We start from the raw sequence: 23,132 nt of genomic DNA, 5'->3' as shown, positions 1-23,132 counted from the left end.
CTGCCGTCATCTGCGAGAAGGACTTTTCACCATGTCCGAGAAGGACTACCTGCCCGGCGCCGAGGTGCCGGACGCCCGCGGTTACTTCGGCGCCTACGGGGGCCGCTTCATCCCGGAGGCGCTGGTCGCCGCCGTCGAGCAGGTCGCCGAGGAGTACGAGAAGGCCAAGGCCGACCCGGCCTTCCTGGCCGAGCTGGACGGGCTGCTCAAGGACTACACCGGCCGCCCCAGCCCGCTGACCGATGTGCACCGCTTCTCCGCCGAGGCGGGCGGCGCGCGCATCCTGCTCAAGCGCGAGGACCTGAACCACACCGGCTCGCACAAGATCAACAACGTGCTGGGCCAGGCCCTGCTGACCCGGCGGATGGGCAAGACCCGGATCATCGCCGAGACCGGCGCCGGCCAGCACGGCGTGGCCACGGCCACCGCCTGCGCGCTGTTCGGCTTCGACTGCACCATCTACATGGGCGAGGTCGACACCCGGCGCCAGGCGCTGAACGTGGCCCGGATGCGGATGCTCGGCGCCGAGGTGGTGGCCGTCAAGTCCGGCAGCCGCACCCTCAAGGACGCCATCAACGAGGCGTTCCGCGACTGGGTCGCCAACGTGCACTCCACCCACTACCTGTTCGGCACCGTGGCCGGCCCGCACCCGTTCCCGATGATGGTCCGCGACTTCCACCGGGTGATCGGCATCGAGGCCCGGCAGCAGGTCCTGGACCGGACCGGCCGGCTGCCGGACGCCGTGGTCGCCTGCGTCGGCGGCGGCTCCAACGCGATGGGCATCTTCCACGAGTTCATCCCGGACGCCGGGGTGCGCCTGATCGGCTGCGAGGCGGCCGGCGAGGGCGCCGAGACCCCGAAGCACGCCGCCACCCTCACCAAGGGCGACCCGGGCGTGCTGCACGGCTCGCGCACCTACGTCCTGCAGGACGAGGACGGCCAGACCATCGAGTCGCACTCCATCTCGGCCGGGCTGGACTACCCGGGCGTCGGCCCGGAGCACGCCTGGCTGAAGGACACCGGCCGGGCCGAGTACCGCCCGGTCACCGACGACGCCGCCATGCAGGCGCTGCGGCTGCTGTCCCGCACCGAGGGCATCATCCCGGCCATCGAGAGCGCCCACGCGCTGGCCGGCGCCCTGGAGCTGGGCCGTGAACTCGGGCCCGGGGCCACCATCCTGGTCTCGCTCTCCGGGCGCGGCGACAAGGACATGCACACCGCGGCCGAGTACTTCGGCCTGTACGACGAGGCCGGCGGCAACGCGGCCGGCGACAACGGGGCCGCCGACGACCAGGCTGGCGACAACGCGGGCGACGGCGCCGGCAACGGGGGTAAGTGACCATGGCTTCGAAGCTCAGTGACGTCCTGGCCGCGGCCAAGGCGGAGGACCGCGCCGCGCTGATCGGCTACCTGCCGGCCGGCTTCCCGACCGTGGACGGCGGCGTGCGCGCCGTCAACGCGCTGATCGAGGGCGGCTGCGACGTCGTCGAGGTCGGCCTGCCGCACTCCGACCCGGTCCTGGACGGCCCGACCATCCAGACCGCCGACGACATCGCGCTGCGGGCCGGGGTGAAGATCAAGGACGTGCTGCGCACCGTCCAGGAGGTGGCCACCGCGCACCCCGGCGCGGCGGTGCTGGTGATGACCTACTGGAACCCGGTCGAGCGCTACGGCACCGCGCGCTTCGCCGCCGACCTGGCCGCCGCCGGCGGCGCCGGCTGCATCCTGCCGGACCTGCCGGTCGAGGAGTCCGAGGAATGGCGCAAGGCGGCGGACGAGCACGGTCTCGACACCGTCTTCGTGGTCGCTCCGAGCAGCAAGGACAAGCGCCTCGCCGAGGTCACCGCGGCGGGCTCCGGCTTCGTCTACGCGGCCGCGGTGATGGGGGTGACCGGGACCCGGGCCAAGGTCGGCAACCTCGCCGAGGACCTGGTCGCCCGGACCAGGGCCACCACCGGGCTGCCGGTCTGCGTCGGCCTCGGCGTCTCCACCGCGGCCCAGGCCGCCGAGGTGGCCGCCTTCGCCGACGGCGTGATCGTCGGCTCGGCCTTCGTTCAGCGGATCCTGGACGCCGACGGGGACGAGCCCGCCGCGCTGGCGGCCGTCCGCGCCCTGGCCGGCGAGCTGGCCCAGGGGGTCCGCCGCCGGTAGGCACCCGCTCGTGACGGCCCGTCGCCCCCTCCGGTGGGGCGGCGGGCCGTCGGCGTTCCCGGGGGACGGGACCCGAACGAGTGAACCGTGGGGCTCCGACGCATCAGGTGGGGTTGACCGGCGTTGAGTGGAGGGACGAGTGCACGAACCACGTGTGCGGGGGCGCGAAGCGAACGGAAGGGGTCCGCCGGTGCCGGGTGTGCAGCGAGCCGTCCTGCTGCGGGCGGCGGCGGCCGTGCTGGCGCTGACCGCGGCCGTCGGGGCGGACACCGCGGTCGGACAGGCGCTGGCCAGGCGGGGCGCGGAGCGGGCCGAGCGGGACGCGTACGTCTGCGCCGAGGCGGCCCGGGTGGACGCGGTGGCGCGGGCGACGCGCTCGGAGCACCACGGCCGGCCGGACCTCTACGACCCGGGGCGCCCGCCGGGCTGCGAATCGAACGGGCACTAGAACACATACGGGCAGAACGCCATCAGCCGTCACTCTTCCGGCTTAATTCCTGAATATGGAGGAACCGCCCTTCATCCCTTACGGTTCATCAGGAAGTGAACGTGTTTCCCGAGGGGGGTTTCCCGATGGCCGGCCCGGCAGCGCACCTCAGCGAGACCGAGCCGGCGGCCCGGCGGCCGTGGCCGGCCTGGACGGAATGGATCGGTACCGCCGCCCGGCTGGGCCTCGCCGTGGTCTGGGGCTGGGCCGGACTGGCCAAGATCGCCGACCCGGCCGAGGCGGCCCAGGCGGTGCGCGCGTACGAGATCCTGCCCGAATCGCTGGTCAAGCCGGTCGGCTACGCCCTGCCGTTCCTGGAGCTGGCGCTCGCGCTGCTGCTGCTGATCGGTCTCGGCGTCCGGCTGGTCGCGGGCGTCTCGGCGCTGCTGCTGCTCGCCTTCATCGCCGGGATCGCCTCGGCCTGGGCGCGCGGCATCTCGATCGACTGCGGCTGCTTCGGCGGCGGCGGGGCGGTGGACTCCTCGCAGACCGAGTACCTGCAGGAGATCCTGCGCGACACCGGGTTCCTGGTCCTGGCCGGCTGGCTGATCTGGCGACCCCGCACCAAGTTCTCGGTGGACGGCTGGCTGGCGGCCTGAGCGGCCGCCACCACCCACCCCCACACCCCTTTCCCCGATTGTGGATGTCAAGGCAATGAGCGAGAAGAACCGAGAAGGCAAGCGCACCGCCCGCGAGCGGATGCTGGCGGAGCGGGCGGCCGACGAGGCCCGCGGCCGGCGCAAGAAGAAGCTGGTGATCGGCGGTGTGGTGCTGGCCGTGATCGCCGCCGCCGTGGTCACCGGTGTCGTGGTGCAGAACGAGCGCTCCAAGCCGGAGACCCCGACCGCCGCGCCCGCCGGCACGATCGGCGACAAGAACCTGGTCATCCCGGTCGGCGCGGCCGACGCCCCGTCCGTCCTCACCGTCTACGAGGACCCGCGCTGCCCCGCCTGCGGCACCTTCGAGCGTGAATTCGCCTCGACCATCGACCAGTTGGAAGACGCCGGCAAGATCTACAGCAACTACCACGTGGTCTCGTTCATCGACCGTGCGGTACCCGGCAAGGGCTCCAAGTACGGTGCCAACGCGCTGGCCTGCGCCCAGGAGGCCGGGCACTTCCGCGACTACCACGACGTGCTCTACCGCAACCAGCCGGACGAGACCAACGACGCCTTCGGCGACAAGGCCACCCTGATCAACCTGGCGAAGCAGGTCGACGGCCTGGACACGCCCGCCTTCGAGGCCTGCGTCAACGACAACACCTTCGGCGGCTGGGTGTCCGCGGTGCAGCAGGACTTCGACAAGTCCAGCTACAAGTCGACGCCGACGGTCCTGCTCAACGGCCAGCCGATCTACCCGAAGAACGGCACCGAGGAGATCACCCCGCAGAACCTGGTGAAGTGGGTGGACGCCGCCAACCAGGGCAAGAAGCCGGGGACGCCGGGCTCGCACGGGCAGTCCCCGGCGCCGAGCGGCACCGCCTCGGAGAGCAACAACCCCTCGCCGAACGCCGGCTGAGGCGGGTACCGGCCGGTCGGCCGCCGCCCCTCCCCGTCCGGAGCGGGCGGCGGCGCAGTCGGCGCCCGGCGCCCGCCGCCGTGTTGTTCGGGATCTGTGACCCGCGGGGTGTCCGGGGCGGGCCGTCGACCCTGTAGCGTCGGAGCTGCCATGGATATCGCCTACATTCCCAGCCCGTCGCGGGGCGTCCTCTATCTCGGACCGGTCCCGCTGCGCGCCTACGCCTTCTGCATCATCCTCGGTGTCGTCGTCGCCGTCTGGCTCGGCAGCAAGCGCTGGGTCGCCCGGGGTGGTGGCAAGCACACGGTCGGCGACATCGCCGTCTGGGCCGTGCCGTTCGGCCTGGTCGGCGGCCGGCTCTACCACGTGATCACCGACAACCAGCTCTACTTCGGCGAGGGCAAGAACCCCTGGAACGCCTTCAAGATCTGGGAGGGCGGCCTCGGGATCTGGGGCGCGATCGCGTTCGGCGCGGTCGGCGCCTGGATCGGCGCCCGCCGCCGGGGCGTGCCGCTGCCCGCGTACGCCGACGCGATCGCGCCGGGCATCGCGCTGGCCCAGGCGCTCGGGCGCTGGGGCAACTGGTTCAACCAGGAGCTGTACGGCCGGGAGACCACGCTGCCGTGGGGCCTGGAGATCGACAAGACGCTGCCGAACGGCGAGGTGGTCACGGGGATCTACCACCCGACCTTCCTCTACGAGTCGCTCTGGTGCGTCGGCGTCGCGGCGCTGGTGATCTGGGCGGACCGCCGGTTCACCCTCGGCCACGGCCGGGCCTTCGCGCTGTACGTGGCCGCGTACACGGTCGGCCGGTTCTGGACCGAGTGGCTGCGGATCGACGAGGCGCACACCTTCTTCGGGCTGCGGCTCAACGACTGGGTGGCCATCGTGGTCTTCCTCGGCGCCGTCGCCTACCTCGTGATCGTCGGGAAGAAGCGGCCCGGCCGGGAGGACCCGGCGAGCATCGACCCGACCGCGACCGGCCCCTCCGACGACGCCGAGACCGCGGACCCGGCGACGGACCTCGCGAAGGGCCCGGCGAAGGGCTCTGCCAAGGACCTCGCGAAGGACCCCGCGAAGGACCCCGCGAAGGACCTCGCGAAGGGCTCTGCCGAGGACTCCGCGGACCGGAGCCGGGCCGCGTCTCGCCCCTCGGACAAAAAGGCGGACACCGAGTCGGCCGAGCGTGCCGCCGAGAGTGCCGACAAGGACGCCAAGAACCTCACCTGACCAGCGCTTTCCCGTGCCACCGGCCGCCCTCCCGACTTCCGCGGAGGGCGGCCGGAGCCGTGTTCGGGCAGCCTAACTTTGCTGGAACTGCCCAGGCCGGGAGGGCTACGTTCGAGTCGTCGAACGATCGGACGGAGGCCCGAGACCGTGAGCGTGACCACCCTTGAACCCGAGGCCGGGCACCACCCCCGCGTGCCCGCCGCCGGGCACCACCGCGATGTGAACGGCGGCTGGCTGCGGCCGGCGGTGTTCGGTGCGATGGACGGGCTGGTCTCCAACGTCGCGCTGATGACCGGCGTGGTCGGCGGCGCGGTCTCCAACAGCACCGTGGTGATCACCGGCCTGGCCGGTCTGGCGGCCGGCGCCTGCTCCATGGCGGCGGGGGAGTACACCTCGGTGGCCTCGCAGCGCGAGCTGGTCCAGGCGGAGATCGAGGTCGAGCGGCTGGAGCTGCGCCGCAACCCGCAGGGTGAGCTGGCCGAGCTGGCCCAGCTGTACGCCTCGCGCGGGGTCGATCCGGACTTGGCGCGCGAGGTGGCCCGCCAGCTCTCCGCCGATCCGGACCGGACGCTGGAGGTCCATGCGCGGGAGGAGCTGGGCGTGGACCCCAACGACCTGCCCTCGCCGTGGGTCGCGGCCGGGTCCTCGTTCGTCTGCTTCGCCGTCGGCGCGCTGCTGCCGCTGCTTCCCTACCTGCTGGGCGCGACCTCGCTGCTGCCGGCGCTGCTGCTCTCGATGGCCGGCCTCTTCCTCTGCGGCGCGGTGGTCGCCCGGGTGACGGCGCGCACCTGGTGGTACAGCGGGCTGCGGCAGCTGGTGCTGGGCGGGGCGGCGGCCGGGGTGACGTACCTGCTGGGAGCGCTCATCGGCGGACAGGTCGGCTGAGCCGGGCGGGGCGGACCGCCGGGCCGGGCCGGGCCCGCCGGGGCGGGTGCGGCGGCCGGGGCGGCCGGGGCCGGGGGTTCGTGGATTGCTACAGGAGCCTGCATGGTTATGCTGTGCAGCGCGTGACGTTCCGCACATGGGCCCGGAAGCCCGGTCGTCCTAGTATCGGCCGCAGGCCCGTCGGTCCGAGGATTTCCCCGGTCCGGTCGGCCCCGGAGGATCGAATCGCAGGCGCGCTCGTGGCGATCTTGTCGACGGGGGATTTCGGTCCCGTTTCGGCCTCCCGAGGCACGGGCACACTTGAGGGAGCGCGCAGTCGGCAAGCCGACTCCTCCCGCTCGCATTACCAGCCGGTAATAGCCCCTGACCTGGGGTCATGTCCGCCATATGGACGAGATGTTCCACTTCTCGGGATCTCCGGCATCATGTAACCTGCACGAAATCGCAGAGGGCCAACGTCGTCCCTATTGCACGAAGCTCATTGCTCAAGACGACGACGGGAGAGCCGATGCTGTCTGCATCCATGCACTCCGCAAACGAGCCCCAGGCCGGCGCAGCCCGCCCGCCGTACGCGCTCGTTCCGGATGCGCGACCTGCTGCTCAGGGCCTGTACGACCCGCGGAACGAGCACGACGCCTGTGGCGTCGGTTTCGTCGCGACGCTGACCGGCATCGCCGACCACAAGATCGTCGAGCAGGCGCTGACCGTCCTGCGCAACCTGGAGCACCGGGGTGCCACCGGCGCCGAGCCGGACTCCGGTGACGGCGCGGGCATCCTGACCCAGATCCCCGACGCGTTCCTGCGCGCCAAGGTCTCCTTCGAGCTCCCCGCCGCCGGCTCCTACGCGGTCGGCATCGCCTTCCTGCCCGACGAGGACACGGCCGCCGACGCCGCCGTCGCGCAGATCGAGGCCATCGCCGCCGAGGAGGACCTGACCGTCCTCGGCTGGCGCGACGTCCCGGTCACCCCGGACCTGCTCGGCGCCACCGCCCGCAGCGTGATGCCGCGCTTCCGCCAGGTCTTCCTGAGCGCCGGCGACGGCGCCGAGGGCATCGCGCTGGACCGGCTCGCCTTCGTCGTCCGCAAGCGCTCCGAGCGCGAGGCCGGTGTCTACTTCCCGTCGCTCTCCGCGCGCACCATCGTCTACAAGGGCATGCTGACCACCGGCCAGCTGGAGCCCTTCTTCCCCGACCTGTCGGACCGGCTCTACGCCTCCGCGCTCGGTCTGGTGCACTCGCGCTTCTCCACCAACACCTTCCCGAGCTGGCCGCTCGCCCACCCGTACCGCTTCGTCGCGCACAACGGCGAGATCAACACGGTCAAGGGCAACCGGAACTGGATGACCGCCCGCGAGTCCCAGCTCGCCACCGACCTCATCCCGGCCAACCGGAACGGGCAGGGCCTGGAACGGATCTTCCCGATCTGCACCCCCGAGCACTCCGACTCGGCCTCCTTCGACGAGGTCCTGGAGCTGCTCCACCTCGGCGGCCGCTCGCTGCCGCACTCGGTGCTGATGATGATCCCGGAGGCGTGGGAGAACCACGCCACCATGGAGCCGGCCCGCCGCGCGTTCTACCAGTACCACTCCAACCTGATGGAGCCCTGGGACGGCCCGGCCTGCGTCACCTTCACCGACGGCACCCAGATCGGCGCCGTGCTGGACCGCAACGGCCTGCGTCCGGCCCGCTACTGGATCACCGAGGACGGCCTGGTCGTCCTCTCCTCCGAGGTCGGCGTGCTCGACATCGAGCAGGAGAAGGTCGCCAAGAAGGGGCGCCTGCAGCCCGGCAAGATGTTCCTCATCGACACCGCGGAGCACCGCATCGTCGAGGACGAGGAGATCAAGTCCGCGCTGGCGTCCGAGCACCCCTACGCGGAGTGGGTCGCGGGCGGCCAGATCCAGCTCGCCAAGCTGCCCGAGCGCGAGCACATCGCGCACACCCACGCGTCGGTGACGCGCCGCCAGCAGACCTTCGGGTACACCGAGGAGGAGCTGCGGGTCATCCTCGCGCCGATGGCCCGCACCGGCGGTGAGGCGCTCGGCTCGATGGGCACGGACAGCCCGATCGCCGCGCTCTCCGAGAAGCCGCGCCTGCTGTTCGACTACTTCGTGCAGCTCTTCGCGCAGGTCACCAACCCGCCGCTGGACGCCATCCGCGAGGAGCTCGTCACCTCGCTGCTGAGCAACCTCGGCCCCGAGGGCAACCTGCTGGCCGCCGAGGCCGCCTCCTGCCGCTCGGTCGGCATCACCTTCCCGGTGATCGACAACGACGAGCTGGCCAAGCTCGTCCACATCAACCACGACGGGGACCAGCCCGGCCTCAAGGCCGTCACGCTGTCCGGCCTGTACAAGGTCGCCACCGGCGGCGAGGGCCTGGCCGCGCGACTGGCCGAGATCGCCGCCGAGGCCGACGCCGCGATCGCCGACGGCGCCCGGATCGTCGTGCTCTCCGACCGGCACTCGGACGCCGAGCACGCCCCGATCCCCTCGCTGCTGCTCACCTCCGCGATCCACCACCACCTCATCCGCACCAAGCAGCGCACCCAGGTGTCGCTGCTGGTCGAGGCCGGTGACGTCCGCGAGGTGCACCACGTCGCGCTGCTGATCGGCTACGGCGCCGGCGCGGTCAACCCGTACCTGGCCATGGAGTCCGTCGAGGACCTCGTCGCCCAGGGAGTCTTCATCGAGGGCGTCGAGCCCGAGCGGGCCATCAAGAACCTGATCAAGGCGCTCGGCAAGGGCGTGCTCAAGGTCATGTCCAAGATGGGCATCTCCACCGTCGCCTCCTACCGCGGCGCGCAGGTCTTCGAGGCGATCGGCCTCTCCCAGGAGCTGGTCGGCGCCTACTTCGCGGGCACCACCACCAAGCTCGGCGGCATCGGCCTGGACGAGCTCGCCAAGGAGGTGGCCGCCCGCCACGCCAAGGCCTACCCCGCCTCCGGCATCCCCGCCGCGCACCGCGCGCTGGAGATCGGCGGCGAGTACCAGTGGCGCCGCGAGGGCGAGCCGCACCTGTTCGACCCGGACACCGTCTTCCGGCTGCAGCACTCCACCCGCAACCGCCGGTACGACATCTTCAAGCAGTACACGGACCGGGTGAACGAGCAGTCCGAGCGCCTGATGACGCTGCGCGGCCTGTTCCAGCTGGACGGCCTCGGCCGCACCCCGATCTCCGTCGACGAGGTCGAGCCGGTCTCCGAGATCGTCAAGCGCTTCTCCACCGGCGCCATGTCGTACGGCTCGATCTCCCTCGAGGCGCACGAGACCCTGGCCATCGCGATGAACCGCCTCGGAGGCAAGTCCAACACCGGTGAGGGCGGCGAGGACCCGGACCGCCTCTACGACCCGGAGCGCCGCTCGGCGATCAAGCAGGTCGCCTCCGGCCGGTTCGGCGTCACCTCCGAGTACCTGGTCAACGCGGACGACATCCAGATCAAGATGGCCCAGGGCGCCAAGCCCGGCGAGGGCGGCCAGCTGCCCGGCCACAAGGTCTACCCGTGGGTCGCCAAGACCCGGCACTCCACCCCGGGCGTCGGTCTGATCTCCCCGCCGCCGCACCACGACATCTACTCCATCGAGGACCTCGCCCAGCTGATCCACGACCTCAAGAACGCCAACCCGGCGGCCCGCATCCACGTGAAGCTGGTCTCCGAGGTCGGCGTCGGCACGGTCGCGGCCGGCGTCTCCAAGGCGCACGCGGACGTCGTGCTGGTCTCCGGCCACGACGGCGGCACCGGCGCCTCGCCGCTCACCTCGCTCAAGCACGCGGGCGGCCCCTGGGAGCTCGGCCTCGCCGAGACCCAGCAGACCCTGCTGCTCAACGGCCTGCGCGACCGCATCGTGGTGCAGACCGACGGCCAGCTCAAGACCGGTCGCGACGTGGTCATCGCCGCCCTGCTGGGCGCCGAGGAGTTCGGCTTCGCCACCGCCCCGCTGGTGGTCTCCGGCTGCATCATGATGCGCGTCTGCCACCTGGACACCTGCCCGGTCGGCGTCGCCACCCAGAACCCGGTGCTGCGCGAGCGCTTCTCCGGCAAGCCCGAGTTCGTCGTGAACTTCTTCGAGTTCATCGCCGAGGAGGTCCGGGAGATCCTGGCCGAGCTGGGCTTCCGCACCATCGAGGAGGCCGTCGGCCACGCCGAGCACATCAACGCGGCCGCCGCGATCGACCACTGGAAGGCCGCCGGGCTCGACCTGGCGCCGCTGTTCCACGTCCCCGAGCTGCCCGAGGGCGCGGCCCTGCACCGCACCACCACGCAGGACCACGCGCTCGACAAGGCCCTGGACAACCAGCTGATCGACCTCGCCCAGGACGCCCTGGAGCGCGGCGACGCCGTCCGCATCCAGCTGCCGATCCGCAACGTCAACCGCACGGTCGGCACCATGCTCGGCCACGAGGTGACCAAGCGGTACCGCGGCGAGGGCCTGCCGGAGGGGACCATCGACGTCACCTTCACCGGCTCGGCCGGGCAGTCGTTCGGCGCCTTCGTGCCGAAGGGCATCACGCTGCGCCTGGAGGGCGACGCGAACGACTACGTCGGCAAGGGCCTCTCCGGCGGTGTGGTGATCGTCCGCCCGGCGCGCGAGGCGGCCGCGATCGGCGCCGACGCGCAGCGCCACGTGATCGCCGGCAACACCATCGGCTACGGCGCCACCAGCGGCCGCGTGCACCTGCGCGGCAAGGCCGGCGAGCGCTTCGCCGTCCGCAACTCCGGTGCCACCCTGGTGGTCGAGGGCGTGGGCGACCACGGCCTGGAGTACATGACCGGCGGCCGGGTCGTCATCCTCGGCGAGACCGGGCGCAACCTGGCGGCCGGCATGTCCGGCGGTGTCGCCTACGTGCTGGACCTGCGCCCCGCGAACGTCAACGACGGCATGGTGGGCATCGAGGCCCCCAGCGCCGCCGACCGCGACTGGCTGCGCGAGACCGTGCAGCAGCACTACGAGGAGACCGGCTCCACCGTGGCCGCCGAGCTCCTGGCCGACTGGGGCAGCGGGGTCTCCCGCTTCTCCACGATCATGCCGACCGACTACAAGGCAGTGCTCGCCGCCAAGGACGCCGCTGAGCGCGATGGACTCTCCGAGTCCGAGACCACTCGCAAGATGATGGAGGCGGCACGTGGCTGACCCCAAGGGCTTCCTGACCACCGGAAAGCAGCTGGCCGAGCGCCGGCCCGTGGACGTCCGTCTGCGGGACTGGAACGAGGTCTACGTCGAACGCAGCCTCCTGCCGATCATCACCAAGCAGGCCGGCCGCTGCATGGACTGCGGCATCCCGTTCTGCCACAACGGCTGCCCGCTCGGGAACCTCATCCCCGAGTGGAACGACCTGGCCTACCGGGACGACTTCGTCGGTGCGATCGAGCGGCTGCACGCGACCAACAACTTCCCGGAGTTCACCGGGCGGCTCTGCCCGGCTCCCTGCGAGTCCGCGTGCGTGCTGGGCATCAACCAGGACGCGGTGACCATCAAGAACGTCGAGGTCACCATCATCGACAAGGCCTGGGACCGCGGCGGCGTCACGCCGCAGATCCCCGAGCGGCTCTCCGGCAAGACCGTCGCCGTGGTGGGCTCCGGCCCGGCCGGCCTGGCCGTCGCCCAGCAGCTCACCCGGGCCGGGCACACCGTGGTGGTGTACGAGCGCGCCGACCGCATCGGCGGCCTGCTGCGCTACGGCATCCCCGAGTTCAAGATGGAGAAGCGCCACATCAACCGCCGCATCGAGCAGATGCGTGCGGAGGGCACCCGGTTCCGCACCGGCGTCCACGTCGGCGAGGACATCACCGGCCAGCAGCTGCGCGAGCGCTTCGACGCGGTGGTCGTGGCCGCCGGGGCGACGACCGCCCGCGACCTGCCGGTGCCCGGGCGCGAGCTCAAGGGCATCCACCAGGCGATGGAGTACCTGCCGCTGGCCAACAAGGTGCAGGAGGGCGACTTCGTGGAGCCCCCGATCACCGCCAAGGGCAAGCACGTCATCGTCATCGGCGGCGGCGACACCGGCGCGGACTGCCTCGGCACCGCGCTGCGCCAGGGGGCGGCCTCGGTCACCCAGCTGGAGATCATGCCGCGGCCGAGCGACGAGCGGCCCGGCCACCAGCCCTGGCCGACCATGCCGATGACCTACAAGGTCACCTCGGCCCACGAGGAGGGCGGCGACCGGATCTACGCGGTCAACACCACCCACTTCACCGGCGACGAGGACGGCAACGTCCAGGAGCTGCACCTGGTCGAGGTCGAGTTCAAGGACGGCCGCTTCGAGCCGGTGCCCGGCACCGAGCGGGCGATCCCGGCCCAGCTGGTCACCCTGGCCATGGGCTTCACCGGCACGGACGTGAAGAACGGCCTGGTCGAGCAGCTTGGCGTCGACCTGGACGCGCGGGGTAATGTGGCCCGGGACGGGAAGTTCGCCACCAATGTCGATGGCGTCTACGTCTGCGGTGACGCCGGACGCGGTCAGTCGCTGATCGTCTGGGCCATCGCGGAGGGCCGTTCGGCCGCCGCCGCGGTGGACAAGTACCTGGGCGGCAAGACTCCGCTGCCCGCCCCGATCCGCCCGACGGACCGCCCGCTGGTGGTCTGACGCACGGCCGGACCGTGGGCGGCCACCCCCGCCGACGGATCCCGTCCACCCCCAGAGCGCCCGGCACCGCATTGCCGGGAGTTTGAGCCGCTCCTCCCGCCAGTGTCGCCGGGCCAAACGCGGTCCCACGGCGCCTGCCCTCTCCCCGACCAGTTGAGGGCAGGTGCCGCTTTCCGTTGTCCGGGGGCCGTTCGTTCTGTTGTTCCGGGGCCGGGTGGGGCGCGGTCGTCGCCGGCTTTCCGGGGGCCGTTCCGTCGTTCCGGGGCCGGGTGGGGCGCGGTCGTCGCCGGCTCAGGGCCGGCTCGCGGTCCCGGCGGGCGCGGTGCTCGTCGCACCGGGGCGGTCGGGCCAGGGCGGCAGCCCCGGGCCGCGGTCCGGTTCTACGACGGTCACCACGGCGAACAGCAGGGCCGTGAGGGCCAGCACGGTGAGCAGCAGGGCGGCGGGGCTCGGGCGGCGTCGGCGCATGGCCGTTGGACGGCGCACCGGCCGGTGCGGTTCCGGGCTCAGCCGCGCAGCAGGAGTTCGGCGGCCTCGGTCCGCAGATAGAGGACGGTGCGGCCGGTGCGGTGGCGGGCGGTGAGGCCGGCCTCGCGCAGGGCGGTCAGGTGGTGCGACACGTTGGCGGCGGACAGGCCCGTCCGGGCGGCGAGTTCGGTGGTCGAGGCGGGCGCGTCGAGTTCGGCGAGCAGCCGGGCCCGGGTGCGGCCGATCACCCGGGCCAGGCCGTCGGGGGCGATCGCGCCGGCGCTCTCCCAGAGCGTGGCCACCCCGCGCGGCGGGTAGACCAGACCGGGCTGTCCCTCGGCCTGCCAGACCATGCCCGGCCAGATGAACACCGACGGCACCAGCACCAGGCCCCGCCCGCCGTCCAGCCGGTGCTCGATCTCGTAGCGCCGCTGCGTCACCGTCATCCGGGTCTCCTCCCAGCGCACCTTCGGGTGGAGACCGTCGAACAGCGCGGCCGGCCCGTCGGCCGCCATCCGGCGCGCCCGGTGGAGGATCTCGCCCTCCACCAGCCGGACGATCCGCCCCCAGTACGGCTCCACCACCGCGGACCAGTACGCCCGGATCTCACCGGCCAGCCGCTCCAGGCCGGCCGCCGGATCGGCGTACAGCGCGGCCACCAGCGGCGGCAGCGGCTGCCCGACCAGGTCCAGCTCGGCCCGCACGGCCTCCGGGCCGGTGGCCACCAGCACCGCCAGTTCGGCCTCGATGTCGGGCGCGGTCGCGGACGGGAGCGCGGTCAGGAACCCCGGCAGGTGCCAGGCGGGCATCGGCACCAGCTGCGACAGCAGGTCGTAGCGGACACCGCCGGCGGCCAGCCGCTGCCGGGCCCGGCGCACCCACGGCAGGTGGACGGCCTTGGCGCCCGGGTCCTTGAGCACTTGCACGCTGGTCACCACCTCGATGACGCGCGAGCAGGCGAACCGGATGGCGGCCACGTCCTGGGCCGAGAAGTCCAAGGTCAGCACGGTGCCTCCGGGAGGGGAGCGGGACGGATTCGATCAGGATCGAATCTCTGGGCAGGAATGATCATGCCCGGAACGCTGGTCCCATGACCACCGCGACGCTCACCCCGCTGCGCGACCGACTGGGCCTGCCGGACACCTCCGGCCGGACCGGGCTGGTCGGCGCCCACCTCATCGACAGCCTCGGCACCGGACTGATCCTCGCCTTCACCCTCGTCTACTTCGCCCGCACCACCGGCCTGACCGTCACCGCGATCGGCGCCGCCGTCACCGCCGCCCGGCTGCTCGCCCTGCCCACCGCGATCGGCGTCGGCCCGCTGATCGACCGCTACGGCGCCCGGCTGGTGGCCGCCGGCGGCAACGCGCTCTCCGCCCTCGCGTTCGGCGGCTACCTGCTCGCCCAGCAGCTCTGGCAGATCGTGCTGGTCTGCCTGCTCGCCCAGATCGGCCACGTCGCCTACTGGACCTCCAGCACCGGCCTGGTGGTGCTCGCCGCCGAGGAGGGGGAGCGCACCCGCTGGTTCGCGCTGGTGCAGACGCTGCGCAACACCGGGCTGGGCCTGGGCGGGGCGCTGGGCGCCGTCCTGGTGGCCGGCGGGGGCACCGGGGGCCTGCGGCTGCTGGTGGTGCTCAACGCGGTCAGCTACGTCGTCGCGACCGCCCTGCTGGCCGCCTGGCGGCCCGCGCCCGCCCCGGCGCGGGCCGAGGCGCCGGTGAAGGAGGCGGGCGGCTACCGGACGGTGCTGCGCGACCGCCGCTACCTGCTGCTGGTCGCCGTGAACCTCACCTTCGTCTTCGGCTCGATGATCCTCAGCATGCTGCTCGCCGTGTACCTCACCGAGGGCCTGCACCGCGAGGCCTGGGTGGCCGGCTCGCTGCTGGTGCTCAACGGCGTCCAGGTCGTCCTCACTGGGAACGTCGTGGCCGGGCGGCTGGAGCGGTTCCGGCCGACCAGGGTGCTCGCCGCCGCCTCGCTCCTCAACGCCCTCGCCTTCGGCGCCTTCGCCCTCGTGGCCGCCGCCCCCGGCTGGGCCGTCCTCGCCGGGCTCTACGCCGCGATGTTCCTCTACAACATCGCCGAGACCATGGCCACCCCCTTCCGCGAGGAGCTCAGCGTCTCGCTCGCCGACCCCGCGCTGCGCGGCCGCTACCTCGCCGTCTACCAACTGTCCTGGAACGTCGGCCAGGCGGTGGCTCCCGCCCTGCTCACCCTGCTGCTCGGCCGGGGCGCCGCCTGGCCCTGGCTGTTCCTGCTGGTCCTGAGCCTGGCCGCGGTGCCCGGGCTGCTACGCCTGGAACGCGACCGCTGACGGACTGTTGTTTGTCCGTGCCAGATGGCAGACTGCGGCCGACGGCCGGGGGGCTGCGCGAGGTGCGGAGGGTGACGCGATGAGCACGACTCAGGCAGGCGGAGGTGCCACGGTACGGCGCCTGCTGCTGGGTTCCCAGCTGCGAAGGCTGCGGGAGGCCAGAGGCGTCAGCCGGGAGGAGGCGGGGTATTCGATCCGCGCCTCCGAGTCCAAGATCAGCCGGATGGAGCTCGGCCGGGTCGGCTTCAAGGAGCGCGACGTCGCCGACCTGCTCACCCTGTACGGGGTCGAGGCCGAGCAGGAGCGGGCCTCCGTGCTCGGCCTGCTCCGCGAGGCCAACGCGACGTCCTGGTGGCACGGTTACGGCGACGTCCTGCCGGGCTGGTTCCAGACCTACCTCGGCCTGGAGGAGGCCGCCACCGAGATCCGCAGCTACGAGGTCCAGTTCGTCCACGGGCTGCTGCAGACCGCCGACTACGCGCGCGCGGTGATCACCCACGGCGGGCACGTCACCGAGGCCGAGGAGGTCGAGCGGCGGGTCGAGGTCCGGCTGAAGCGCCAGCGGGTGCTCACCGCCGACCGGGCGCCGCGGCTGCTCGCCGTCCTGGACGAGGCCGCGCTGCGCCGCCCGTGGGGCGGGCCCGAGTTGATGCGGGCGCAGATCGACCGGCTGCTGGAGCTGACCGAACTGCCCAACGTCGTCCTCCAGGTGATGCCGCTGGGCTTCGGCGGCCTGCGCGCGGAGGGCGGCGCCTTCTCGGTGCTGAGCTTCGCCGAGCCGGACCTCGCGGACGTCGTCTACCTGGAGCAGTTCACCACCGCGCTGTACCTGGACAAGCCCGCCGAGGTGGCCGAGTACTCCGGCGCGGCGGACGGTCTGGTGGCCGACAGCCTCTCCCCCGAGCTGACACGGGAACTTCTTCGCTCCGTACGCCAAGAGCTGTAAAGCGTAAGTACGATGAGTCGCGATCAGATCTGATCGAGGAAGGCCTGCGGGCTTTCCTGCGGCTTTCCCGAATCAGCACGAGAGGGACCAGATGTCGTACCTTTCCGAGTTGGCGCTGCAGTACATCGACGGCGAGTGGCGGGCCGGCAGCGGCTCCTGGGACATCGTCGACGTCGATCCCTTCACCGGTGACAAGCTCGCCACCATCACCGTCGCCACCGTCGAGGAGGTCGACCGGGCGTACCGCGCCGCCGAGCGGGCGCAGAAGGAGTGGGCCGCCACCAACCCCTACGCGCGCCGGCTGGTCTTCGAGCGCGCGCTGCGCATCGTCGAGGAGCGCGAGCCGGAGATCACCGAGGCGATCATGGCCGAGCTGGGCGGCACCGCCCTGAAGGCCGCGTTCGAACTCTCGCTCACCAAGGACATGTTGCGCGAGTCGATGCAGCTCGCGCTGCGCGCCGAGGGCCGGCTGCTGCCCTCCCCGGTGGATGGCAAGGAGAACCGCCTGTACCGCCTGCCGGTCGGTGTGGTCGGCGTGATCAGCCCGTTCAACTTCCCGCTGTTCCTGTCGCTGAAGGCCGTCGCGCCGGCCCTCGCGCTCGGCAACGGCGTGGTGCTCAAGCCGCACCAGGAGACCCCGGTGGTCGGCGGCACCCTGATTGCCAAGATCTTCGAGGAGGCGGGCCTGCCGGCCGGTCTGCTCAACATCGTGGTCACCGACATCGCCGAGATCGGGGACGCGTTCATCGAGCACCCCGTCCCCAAGGTGATCTCCTTCACCGGCTCGGACAAGGTCGGCCGGCACGTCGCCACCGTCGCCGCCTCGCACTTCAAGCGGACGGTGCTGGAGCTCGGCGGCAACAGCGCGCTGATCGTGCTCGACGACGCGGACCTCGACTACGCGGTCGACGCCGCCGTGTTCAGCCGCTTCGCCCACCAAGGCCAGGTCTGCATGGCCGCCAACCGGGTGCTGGTCGACCGCAGCATCGAGGCGGAGTTCACCGAGCGCTTCGTCCGCAAGGTCGCCTCGCTGCGGGTCGGCGACCCGAAGGACCCGGCCACCCAGATCGGCCCGTTGATAAACCCGGTGCAGGCCGACGCCATCACCGCCCAGGTCGACCAGGCGATCGCCGACGGCGCCACCGCGCTGCTGCGCGGCGAGACCAACGGCAGCCTGATGGACCCGGTCGTGCTCGGCGGGCTGCCGGCCGGCGCGCCGATCCTGCAGCGCGAACTCTTCGGCCCGGTGGCCCTGGTGGTGGCGTTCGACGGCGAGGACGAGGCGGTCCGGCTCGCCAACGACACCCCCTTCGGGCTCAGCGGCGCCGTGCACACGGCGGACGTGGAGCGCGGCGTGCGGGTGGCGCAGCGGATCGAGACCGGCATGATCCACGTCAACGACGGCACCATCGCCGACGAGCCGGTGGTGCCCTTCGGCGGCGAGAAGAACTCCGGGGTGGGCCGCCTCAACGGCGACGCGACGGTGGACGCCTTCACCACGGTGAAGTGGATCTCCATCCAGCACGGGCGCAGCCACTTCCCGTTCTGACCGCTCGCCCCGCCCGGCCGGCCGGAGCCCCCGCCCACCCCCTCGCGGGGCGGCCGGGGGCTCCGCACCGCGGGCGGGCCCCCGTCGTCGGTGGGGCTCAGACCGGGTAGCGGATCAGCTCGCCGGTGGTGAGCTCGAAGGCGAACGGCTCCGGGACGGGCACCCGGTCGCCGAACCTGCCGCTCCACCGGCGGTGGTAGACACCGCCGCCGGGCTCGGAGTGGAGGGTGAGCGAGCCCTCGCGAGGGTCGATCACCAGATACAGCGGGATGCCCATCAGGGGATGGTCGCGGACCTTGCCGACCAGGTCGTTCTCCGGATTGGACGGCGGGACGATCTCCACGGCGATCTCGGCGAGTTCGGCCGGTACCTCGTTGCCGCCGAGCTCGACCACCGAGAGCGGGATGTAGGTGAGGGCCGGATTGCGCAGTTTGCCGGTGTTCGGCGAGGCCAGGTCGGTGTTCTCGCTGGGCATCAGGTCGGCGGGCCGGTGCGCGTCGAACTGCTCCCGGACGATCAGCAGATTGCGCTGGTGGATCACCGACGGGCCGGCCGTCATGATGATCTCGTCGCCGGAGATCTCGATCTTCCACCCCGACGGTAGCGCCAGGCTCTGCGCGTACGCCAGGAGCTGGGCATGTCGCTCGGGGACCTGGAACTCGGTCATGCCGCCATCCTCCCACCGCTGGGCGGGCGGGCCCGGGTGGCGGGCCCGCCCGGTGGCGGCGGCCGCGGTCCGGGACGGGCGCCGGGGCCCGTGCCGTCAGGCGTCGTCCCGCAGGCGGCGCAGGACGGTCATCAGTTCCTCGGGCGGGGCGACGGAGAACGAGCGGGTGGCCTCGTCGATGTGGGTCAGCGAGGTCACGGCGCCCCGGTGCCACCAGTAGAGCCGCGGTGACAGCGGGCCCGGGTTGTCCTGGTAGGCGCCGAGGCCGAAGGCCGCCAGGTCGTTGACCGCCTCGACCGCGTGCTGGTCGGCCAGCGGGTGGAAGACCAGGTAGTGCCGGCTCGGCACGGTGAACAGGGCGCCCTCGGCGGGCAGTTCGCGCCCGGTGACGGCGCGGGCCAGGTCGTCCAGGACGAGGGCCTTGCTGGCGACGAACATCGACTCGCCGTTGGCGATGTGCATCGCCGCACCGCCCCGGCCGTGGGCGAGGTCGTACCCGACCGGCTCGCGGACCAGGTTGGCGCGCCCGGCGGTGCGCAGCGCGTCCAGGCCGACCTCGGCGACGAACCGGTCGTCGAGGGTGCGGACCGCCTCGGGGAGGTCCAGCGAGACCGCCTCCTGCAGGCCGGCCGCGACGGGACGGACGTAGCTGAAGGAGGGGGCCGTCTCCGGGGAGAAGGCGTCGTCGGGGATCAGCCGCAGGTAGGCCGAGCGGAGGATGTCGTCGGAGCCCCGCGGGGTCGCCGCCGCGGCGCCGTGGACGACGCGGAAGTGGCGCTCCACCAGCTGCGGCCACTCGCGCGGGTCCGCGCGCCGGCACAGCTCGGCGAGGTTGTACAGGGAGTTGGTGCCCTGCGGGGCGTGCAGGGTGTCGCCGACGACGGTGATCCCCGGGGTGCCCGCGTGGTGCTGGATCACCAGGCTGCGCAGGTAGTCGGCCTGTTGGACCGTCATGGCGGTCAGATGGGGGTCGTGTCGAGGGGCGGCCTTGGACCTGAGGAACTTCATGGTCCGACTCTATGAGGCGGTTTGTCCGATCGGCCGCCCGGGGTCGGAGCGCCCGGGTCGGCCGCCCGGGGTCGGAGCGCTCGGGTCGGCCGCCCGGGGCCGGACGGCGAGGACGCGGGCGCCCCGCCACCCGGGGAAGTGGGTGGCGGGGCGCCCGCGGTCCGGCGGTCCGGCAGGCTCAGAACACCGGCCGGCCGGCGCGCACCAGGCGCCAGGACTCGCCGGCGAAGTCGGCCGGGTCGATGACGCCCTTGGCCTTGACCCAGGAGATCATCGCGTTGCGGATCTCGTCCGAGTTGGCCCACACCTTCTGGGCGGCCGCGACGTGCGGGAAGTTGCCGCCGCCGTTGGCGCGGTAGTTGTTGACCGCGAGGACGAACTGGGCGGCCGGGTCGACCGGCTTGCCCTCGAAGGAGAGGTTGACGATCCGGGAGCCGACCGGCTGGGCGATGTCGATGTCGTAGCCCAGGCCGTAGATCGAGTCGTAGTTGTAGTCCGGGGTGCTCCCCGCGTTCGTCAGGGTGGCCTTGTCGACCGGCGCGTCCGGGGCGACCTGGGCGTAGTACCGGGCCGAGAACTCCAGGTAGTCCTTGAGCTGGGCGCCCGTCAGGATGCGGGCCTCCAGGGTGTTCTCGTAGATGTACAGGCCCGCCGCGTCGCGCAGCTTGACCTGGCCGGCCGGGATCACCGCGGTGCGGTTGAACGGCGCGGCCTGCGCCAGCACCGGCAGCTTGGCGTACTGGCCGCCGGCCAGCGCCTCCTTGACGACGTCGGCCTGGACGCGGCCGATCAGGTCGATGATCGGCACGTCCTTGAACGGCGCCTCGGCGATCGACAGCTGGATCTTCGCGGTGCCGATGACCTGGTTGACGTACTCGACCACCTTCTTGTGCTGGTCGGTCATCAGGTCGACGATCTCCGGGTCCTCCGGGACGGTGTTGGAGTTCAGCACCCGGGAGGAGAGCGAGACCACCTTCCAGGCGCCGTTGTCCAGCTCCACCTCGAAGTCGAAGCACGTCAGCCGCTGGCCCCAGCAGAGCGGCTCGGAGAGCACGACGGTGCGGCCGGTCGCCTTGTTGACCACCAGGCGCTGCGGGATCTCCTTGTGCGCGTGGCCCACCAGGACGGCGTCGATGCCCGCGACCTGCTCGGCCAGCGCGACCGAGACGTTCTCCCCCCACGGCAGCTGGTCGCCGTAGGAGGTGGCCTCGTCCATGCCGGAGTGGCAGGCCACCACGACGACGTCCGCGCCGGCCGCCTTGACCTTGGGCACCCAGATCTTCGCGGTCTCCACGATGCCGGGGAACGTCATCTTGCCGGCCACGTTCGCCTTGTCCCAGATCGCGATGCCCGGGTTGGTCAGGCCCAGGATGCCGACCTTGAGGGCCGGGCCGTTGCCCAGCTTCAGCTTGCGGATCACGTACGGCGGGAAGGCCGGCTTGTCGTTCTTGGCGTTCAGCGCGTTGGCGCCCAGCAGCGGGAAGTCCAGCTGCTCCTCGTAGGCGCGCAGGGTGTCGATGCCGTAGTTGAACTCGTGGTTGCCGAGCGCCGCGGCCGTGTACTCCATGGTGTTCATGGCGAGCGCCATCGGGTGCTCGGGCGCGTAGTCGGCGTCCGTCGCGATCGGGTCGACCCGGGCGTAGTAGTAGGTCAGCTGGGTGCCCTGGATGGTGTCGCCGGCGTCGATCAGCAGGGTGCGGTCCCAGCCCTTCTCCTCGCGGACCTGCTTGGCCAGCGTGGAGATCTTGGCGAGGCCGACCTCGTTGTGCGCCTTGTCGGCGTAGACCGCGTCGGTGAAGTAGTCCCAGTTGAGCACCCGGCCGTGCAGGTCGGTGGTGCCCATGACGGTGAAGGCCTGCTTCTTGGCCCGGCCCTTGGCGCGGGCGTCGTCCGGGCCGGCCGCCGCGGCGGGGGAGGCTGCGGCGAGGCCGGTGCCGCCGACCAGGGCGGCGCCGGCGGCGGTGACGGCGGACCGGGTGACGAAGTCACGGCGGTTCAGAGGCATGGACGGCTCTCCCGGGTGGGGACGGCGGACGGATCGTCAACGATGGTGGTGACGCGCGTAGAGGTACGCGCGTAGAAGTGTGCCGCGCGACCCCGGCCGATGGATAGCCCCGGAACGTTTCCAGCAGGTGAGATCTTGGCGACTCGTTCGTGACACCGGCGGGCGGGTACCGCGCACCCGCCGGGGCGTTCGCCGACGGGGCCGTCGGCCGAGGAGCCGCCCGCGGGCGGGCGCCCGAGAACGAGCCACCCGCCGCCGCCGCGGGACGGAGCGCGGCGGGGCGGGTGGCGGCGGGGAGGCGAAGGCCTAGATGTACCCCTCGCGGACCGCATGGGCCACGGCGTGTGCCCGATTGCGCAACTGCAGACGGGTGGTCAGCCCGTGCAGGACGTTCTTGACGGTCCGCTCGGAATACGACAGCCGCGCCGCGATCTCACCCGTGTCCCAGCCCTCGGCGACCAGCCGCAGCACGTCCGACTCCCGCTCGGACAGCCCCGCCGGCGCATGCCCCGGCATCCCCTGGACACTCCGCTGCAACCGGCCCACCTGGCTGATCAGCCGGCCCAGCAGGTCCGCCGGCAGGTCGCCGTCGCCCCGGGCCGCGGCGAGCACCGCCCGCCCCAGCCGCTCGGCCGTCGCCTCCCGGCGCCAGATGATCGCGGCCACGCCGCACTCCACCGCCTCCAGCAGCTCGGCCTCGCGCATCCGCTCGACCACCAGCACCACCCGCTGGTCGGCACCGCGGATCAGCCGCCGCAGGTTCGCCATCACGGCCGCGTCCGCGGACTCGGCCAGCAGCACCGTCACCGCCCCCGGCGTGGTCGGCGCACCCGGAGCCGGGTCCGCCAGCTCCAGACCCGGGTGACGGCGCAGCTGCGCCTCCGCACCGGCCCGCGAGATCGGGTCCGCGGCCTGCACGACGACGCTGGTCCGGCCACCGCTGGACGGGGGAGCGGCGGACGGGGCGACGTGGCGAACGGACATCGGGCGCTGCGGCGGCACCACGCGCTGACCGGTCGACGCGAGAGCGTGCCTGGGCACGGCGCGGCGTTCGTGGTCGGTGTGCAGGACAGACAATCTGGCCCCCTCCTGGAGAGTCCCGGCCCGCCACCGGACGGCCGGAACGCGTGCCGAGGGGCGTTGCGAGAACCCGGCGGGCGGTGGCCGTGCGGCGTGCGATGCGGGGACGACGACGGCCCCCCGGTAGGCTCCATGGTCCCCGCCACGGGCGGCCATGACCATCGTGGTCCACCACGAGATCGGCCACCCGACGGCATCGGAGCAGCGCAGCGCCGCGCGGACACGCGGACGAGGTGCGCCGCA

General features: G+C 72.3%; 18 protein-coding genes. 12 read left to right on the top strand and 6 right to left on the bottom strand.

The window, feature by feature from the left end:
• Nucleotides 1-31: 31 nt before the first annotated feature.
• The 9 genes from trpB (at nt 32) to ACWDRR_RS02715 (ending at nt 12,852) form a co-directional block, all read left to right on the top strand.
• Nucleotides 32-1,339: a tryptophan synthase subunit beta gene (gene trpB / locus ACWDRR_RS02755; RefSeq protein ID WP_449770364.1), complete on the top strand. Its 1,308-nt coding sequence runs from the start codon at nt 32-34 to the stop codon at nt 1,337-1,339.
• 2 nt (nt 1,340-1,341) lie between these two features.
• Nucleotides 1,342-2,151, top strand: coding sequence for a tryptophan synthase subunit alpha (gene trpA / locus ACWDRR_RS02750; RefSeq protein ID WP_449770363.1), 810 nt, complete (start codon nt 1,342-1,344; stop codon nt 2,149-2,151).
• A 199-nt stretch (nt 2,152-2,350) separates the two neighbouring features.
• Nucleotides 2,351-2,599 carry a hypothetical protein gene (locus ACWDRR_RS02745; protein ID WP_449770362.1) on the top strand — a complete coding sequence of 83 codons (249 nt, stop codon included), beginning with the start codon at nt 2,351-2,353 and terminating at the stop codon, nt 2,597-2,599.
• A 125-nt stretch (nt 2,600-2,724) separates the two neighbouring features.
• Nucleotides 2,725-3,237 (top strand): MauE/DoxX family redox-associated membrane protein, encoded by a 513-nt coding sequence (locus ACWDRR_RS02740; RefSeq protein WP_449770361.1) that lies wholly within the window; start codon nt 2,725-2,727, stop codon nt 3,235-3,237.
• A gap of 55 nt (nt 3,238-3,292) precedes the next feature.
• Nucleotides 3,293-4,156 carry a DsbA family protein gene (locus tag ACWDRR_RS02735; RefSeq protein ID WP_449770360.1) on the top strand — a complete coding sequence of 288 codons (864 nt, stop codon included), beginning with the start codon at nt 3,293-3,295 and terminating at the stop codon, nt 4,154-4,156.
• A 150-nt stretch (nt 4,157-4,306) separates the two neighbouring features.
• Nucleotides 4,307-5,386, top strand: coding sequence for a prolipoprotein diacylglyceryl transferase (gene lgt, locus ACWDRR_RS02730; RefSeq protein ID WP_449770359.1), 1,080 nt, complete (start codon nt 4,307-4,309; stop codon nt 5,384-5,386).
• Nucleotides 5,387-5,539: 153 nt separating this feature from the next.
• Nucleotides 5,540-6,271 (top strand): VIT1/CCC1 transporter family protein, encoded by a 732-nt coding sequence (locus ACWDRR_RS02725; protein ID WP_449770358.1) that lies wholly within the window; start codon nt 5,540-5,542, stop codon nt 6,269-6,271.
• A 523-nt stretch (nt 6,272-6,794) separates the two neighbouring features.
• Nucleotides 6,795-11,399, top strand: coding sequence for a glutamate synthase large subunit (gene gltB, locus ACWDRR_RS02720; protein ID WP_449770357.1), 4,605 nt, complete (start codon nt 6,795-6,797; stop codon nt 11,397-11,399).
• Complete coding sequence (locus tag ACWDRR_RS02715) at nt 11,392-12,852, top strand: glutamate synthase subunit beta (protein WP_449770356.1); 1,461 nt, start codon at nt 11,392-11,394, stop codon at nt 12,850-12,852. The genes gltB and ACWDRR_RS02715 overlap by 8 nt, the downstream gene beginning before the upstream one ends.
• Nucleotides 12,853-13,143: 291 nt before the next feature.
• On the opposite strand, the gene ACWDRR_RS02710 is transcribed toward ACWDRR_RS02715, so the two are convergent.
• Together ACWDRR_RS02710 and ACWDRR_RS02705 are read right to left on the bottom strand one after the other, a co-directional pair.
• Nucleotides 13,144-13,320 (bottom strand): hypothetical protein, encoded by a 177-nt coding sequence (locus ACWDRR_RS02710; protein WP_449770355.1) that lies wholly within the window; start codon nt 13,318-13,320, stop codon nt 13,144-13,146.
• A gap of 38 nt (nt 13,321-13,358) precedes the next feature.
• Nucleotides 13,359-14,327: an ArsR/SmtB family transcription factor gene (locus ACWDRR_RS02705; RefSeq protein WP_449770354.1), complete on the bottom strand. Its 969-nt coding sequence runs from the start codon at nt 14,325-14,327 to the stop codon at nt 13,359-13,361.
• Nucleotides 14,328-14,410: 83 nt separating this feature from the next.
• On the opposite strand from ACWDRR_RS02705, the gene ACWDRR_RS02700 reads away from it, so the two are divergent.
• The 3 genes from ACWDRR_RS02700 (at nt 14,411) to ACWDRR_RS02690 (ending at nt 18,129) form a co-directional block, all read left to right on the top strand.
• Entirely contained in the window at nt 14,411-15,634 is a 1,224-nt protein-coding gene (locus ACWDRR_RS02700) for an MFS transporter (RefSeq protein WP_449770353.1), read from the top strand.
• A 79-nt stretch (nt 15,635-15,713) separates the two neighbouring features.
• The gene (locus ACWDRR_RS02695; protein ID WP_449770352.1) at nt 15,714-16,580 is read left to right on the top strand and encodes a helix-turn-helix domain-containing protein; all 867 of its coding nucleotides are present in this window, start codon (nt 15,714-15,716) and stop codon (nt 16,578-16,580) included.
• Nucleotides 16,581-16,671: 91 nt separating this feature from the next.
• Nucleotides 16,672-18,129, top strand: a complete 1,458-nt coding sequence (locus tag ACWDRR_RS02690) for an aldehyde dehydrogenase family protein (RefSeq protein WP_449770351.1) — start codon at nt 16,672-16,674, stop codon at nt 18,127-18,129.
• 97 nt (nt 18,130-18,226) lie between these two features.
• Here the strand turns inward: ACWDRR_RS02690 and ACWDRR_RS02685 are convergent, their stop codons facing one another.
• The 4 genes from ACWDRR_RS02685 to ACWDRR_RS02670 form a co-directional block, all read right to left on the bottom strand.
• Nucleotides 18,227-18,796, bottom strand: a complete 570-nt coding sequence (locus ACWDRR_RS02685; protein ID WP_449770350.1) for a Uma2 family endonuclease — start codon at nt 18,794-18,796, stop codon at nt 18,227-18,229.
• Between the two features lie 96 nt (nt 18,797-18,892).
• Nucleotides 18,893-19,804 carry a hypothetical protein gene (locus tag ACWDRR_RS02680; RefSeq protein ID WP_449770349.1) on the bottom strand — a complete coding sequence of 304 codons (912 nt, stop codon included), beginning with the start codon at nt 19,802-19,804 and terminating at the stop codon, nt 18,893-18,895.
• Between the two features lie 178 nt (nt 19,805-19,982).
• On the bottom strand, nt 19,983-21,809 hold the full coding sequence (locus tag ACWDRR_RS02675) for a bifunctional metallophosphatase/5'-nucleotidase (RefSeq protein WP_449770348.1): 1,827 nt from the start codon (nt 21,807-21,809) through the stop codon (nt 19,983-19,985).
• A 306-nt stretch (nt 21,810-22,115) separates the two neighbouring features.
• Nucleotides 22,116-22,793 (bottom strand): helix-turn-helix transcriptional regulator, encoded by a 678-nt coding sequence (locus ACWDRR_RS02670; protein ID WP_449770532.1) that lies wholly within the window; start codon nt 22,791-22,793, stop codon nt 22,116-22,118.
• Nucleotides 22,794-23,132 lie beyond the last annotated feature (339 nt).

It is taken from the genome of Kitasatospora sp. NPDC003701 (assembly GCF_053587085.1).
Note: the sequence above shows the minus strand (reverse complement) of the source record. Positions and strands in the feature narration are given on the sequence as shown.

Bases quoted from the DNA above. Each gene is read 5' to 3' on its own strand.
- trpB (WP_449770364.1), top strand. From the start codon at position 32: ATGTCCGAGAAGGACTACCTGCCCGGCGCCGAGGTGCCGGACGCCCGC.
- trpA (WP_449770363.1), top strand. From the start codon at position 1,342: ATGGCTTCGAAGCTCAGTGACGTCCTGGCCGCGGCCAAGGCGGAGGAC.
- ACWDRR_RS02740 (WP_449770361.1), top strand. From the start codon at position 2,725: ATGGCCGGCCCGGCAGCGCACCTCAGCGAGACCGAGCCGGCGGCCCGG.
- ACWDRR_RS02735 (WP_449770360.1), top strand. From the start codon at position 3,293: ATGAGCGAGAAGAACCGAGAAGGCAAGCGCACCGCCCGCGAGCGGATG.
- lgt (WP_449770359.1), top strand. From the start codon at position 4,307: ATGGATATCGCCTACATTCCCAGCCCGTCGCGGGGCGTCCTCTATCTC.
- gltB (WP_449770357.1), top strand. From the start codon at position 6,795: ATGCACTCCGCAAACGAGCCCCAGGCCGGCGCAGCCCGCCCGCCGTAC.
- ACWDRR_RS02710 (WP_449770355.1), bottom strand. From the start codon at position 13,320: ATGCGCCGACGCCGCCCGAGCCCCGCCGCCCTGCTGCTCACCGTGCTG.
- ACWDRR_RS02700 (WP_449770353.1), top strand. From the start codon at position 14,411: ATGACCACCGCGACGCTCACCCCGCTGCGCGACCGACTGGGCCTGCCG.
- ACWDRR_RS02695 (WP_449770352.1), top strand. From the start codon at position 15,714: ATGAGCACGACTCAGGCAGGCGGAGGTGCCACGGTACGGCGCCTGCTG.
- ACWDRR_RS02690 (WP_449770351.1), top strand. From the start codon at position 16,672: ATGTCGTACCTTTCCGAGTTGGCGCTGCAGTACATCGACGGCGAGTGG.
- ACWDRR_RS02685 (WP_449770350.1), bottom strand. From the start codon at position 18,796: ATGACCGAGTTCCAGGTCCCCGAGCGACATGCCCAGCTCCTGGCGTAC.
- ACWDRR_RS02680 (WP_449770349.1), bottom strand. From the start codon at position 19,804: ATGAAGTTCCTCAGGTCCAAGGCCGCCCCTCGACACGACCCCCATCTG.
- ACWDRR_RS02675 (WP_449770348.1), bottom strand. From the start codon at position 21,809: ATGCCTCTGAACCGCCGTGACTTCGTCACCCGGTCCGCCGTCACCGCC.
- ACWDRR_RS02670 (WP_449770532.1), bottom strand. From the start codon at position 22,793: ATGTCCGTTCGCCACGTCGCCCCGTCCGCCGCTCCCCCGTCCAGCGGT.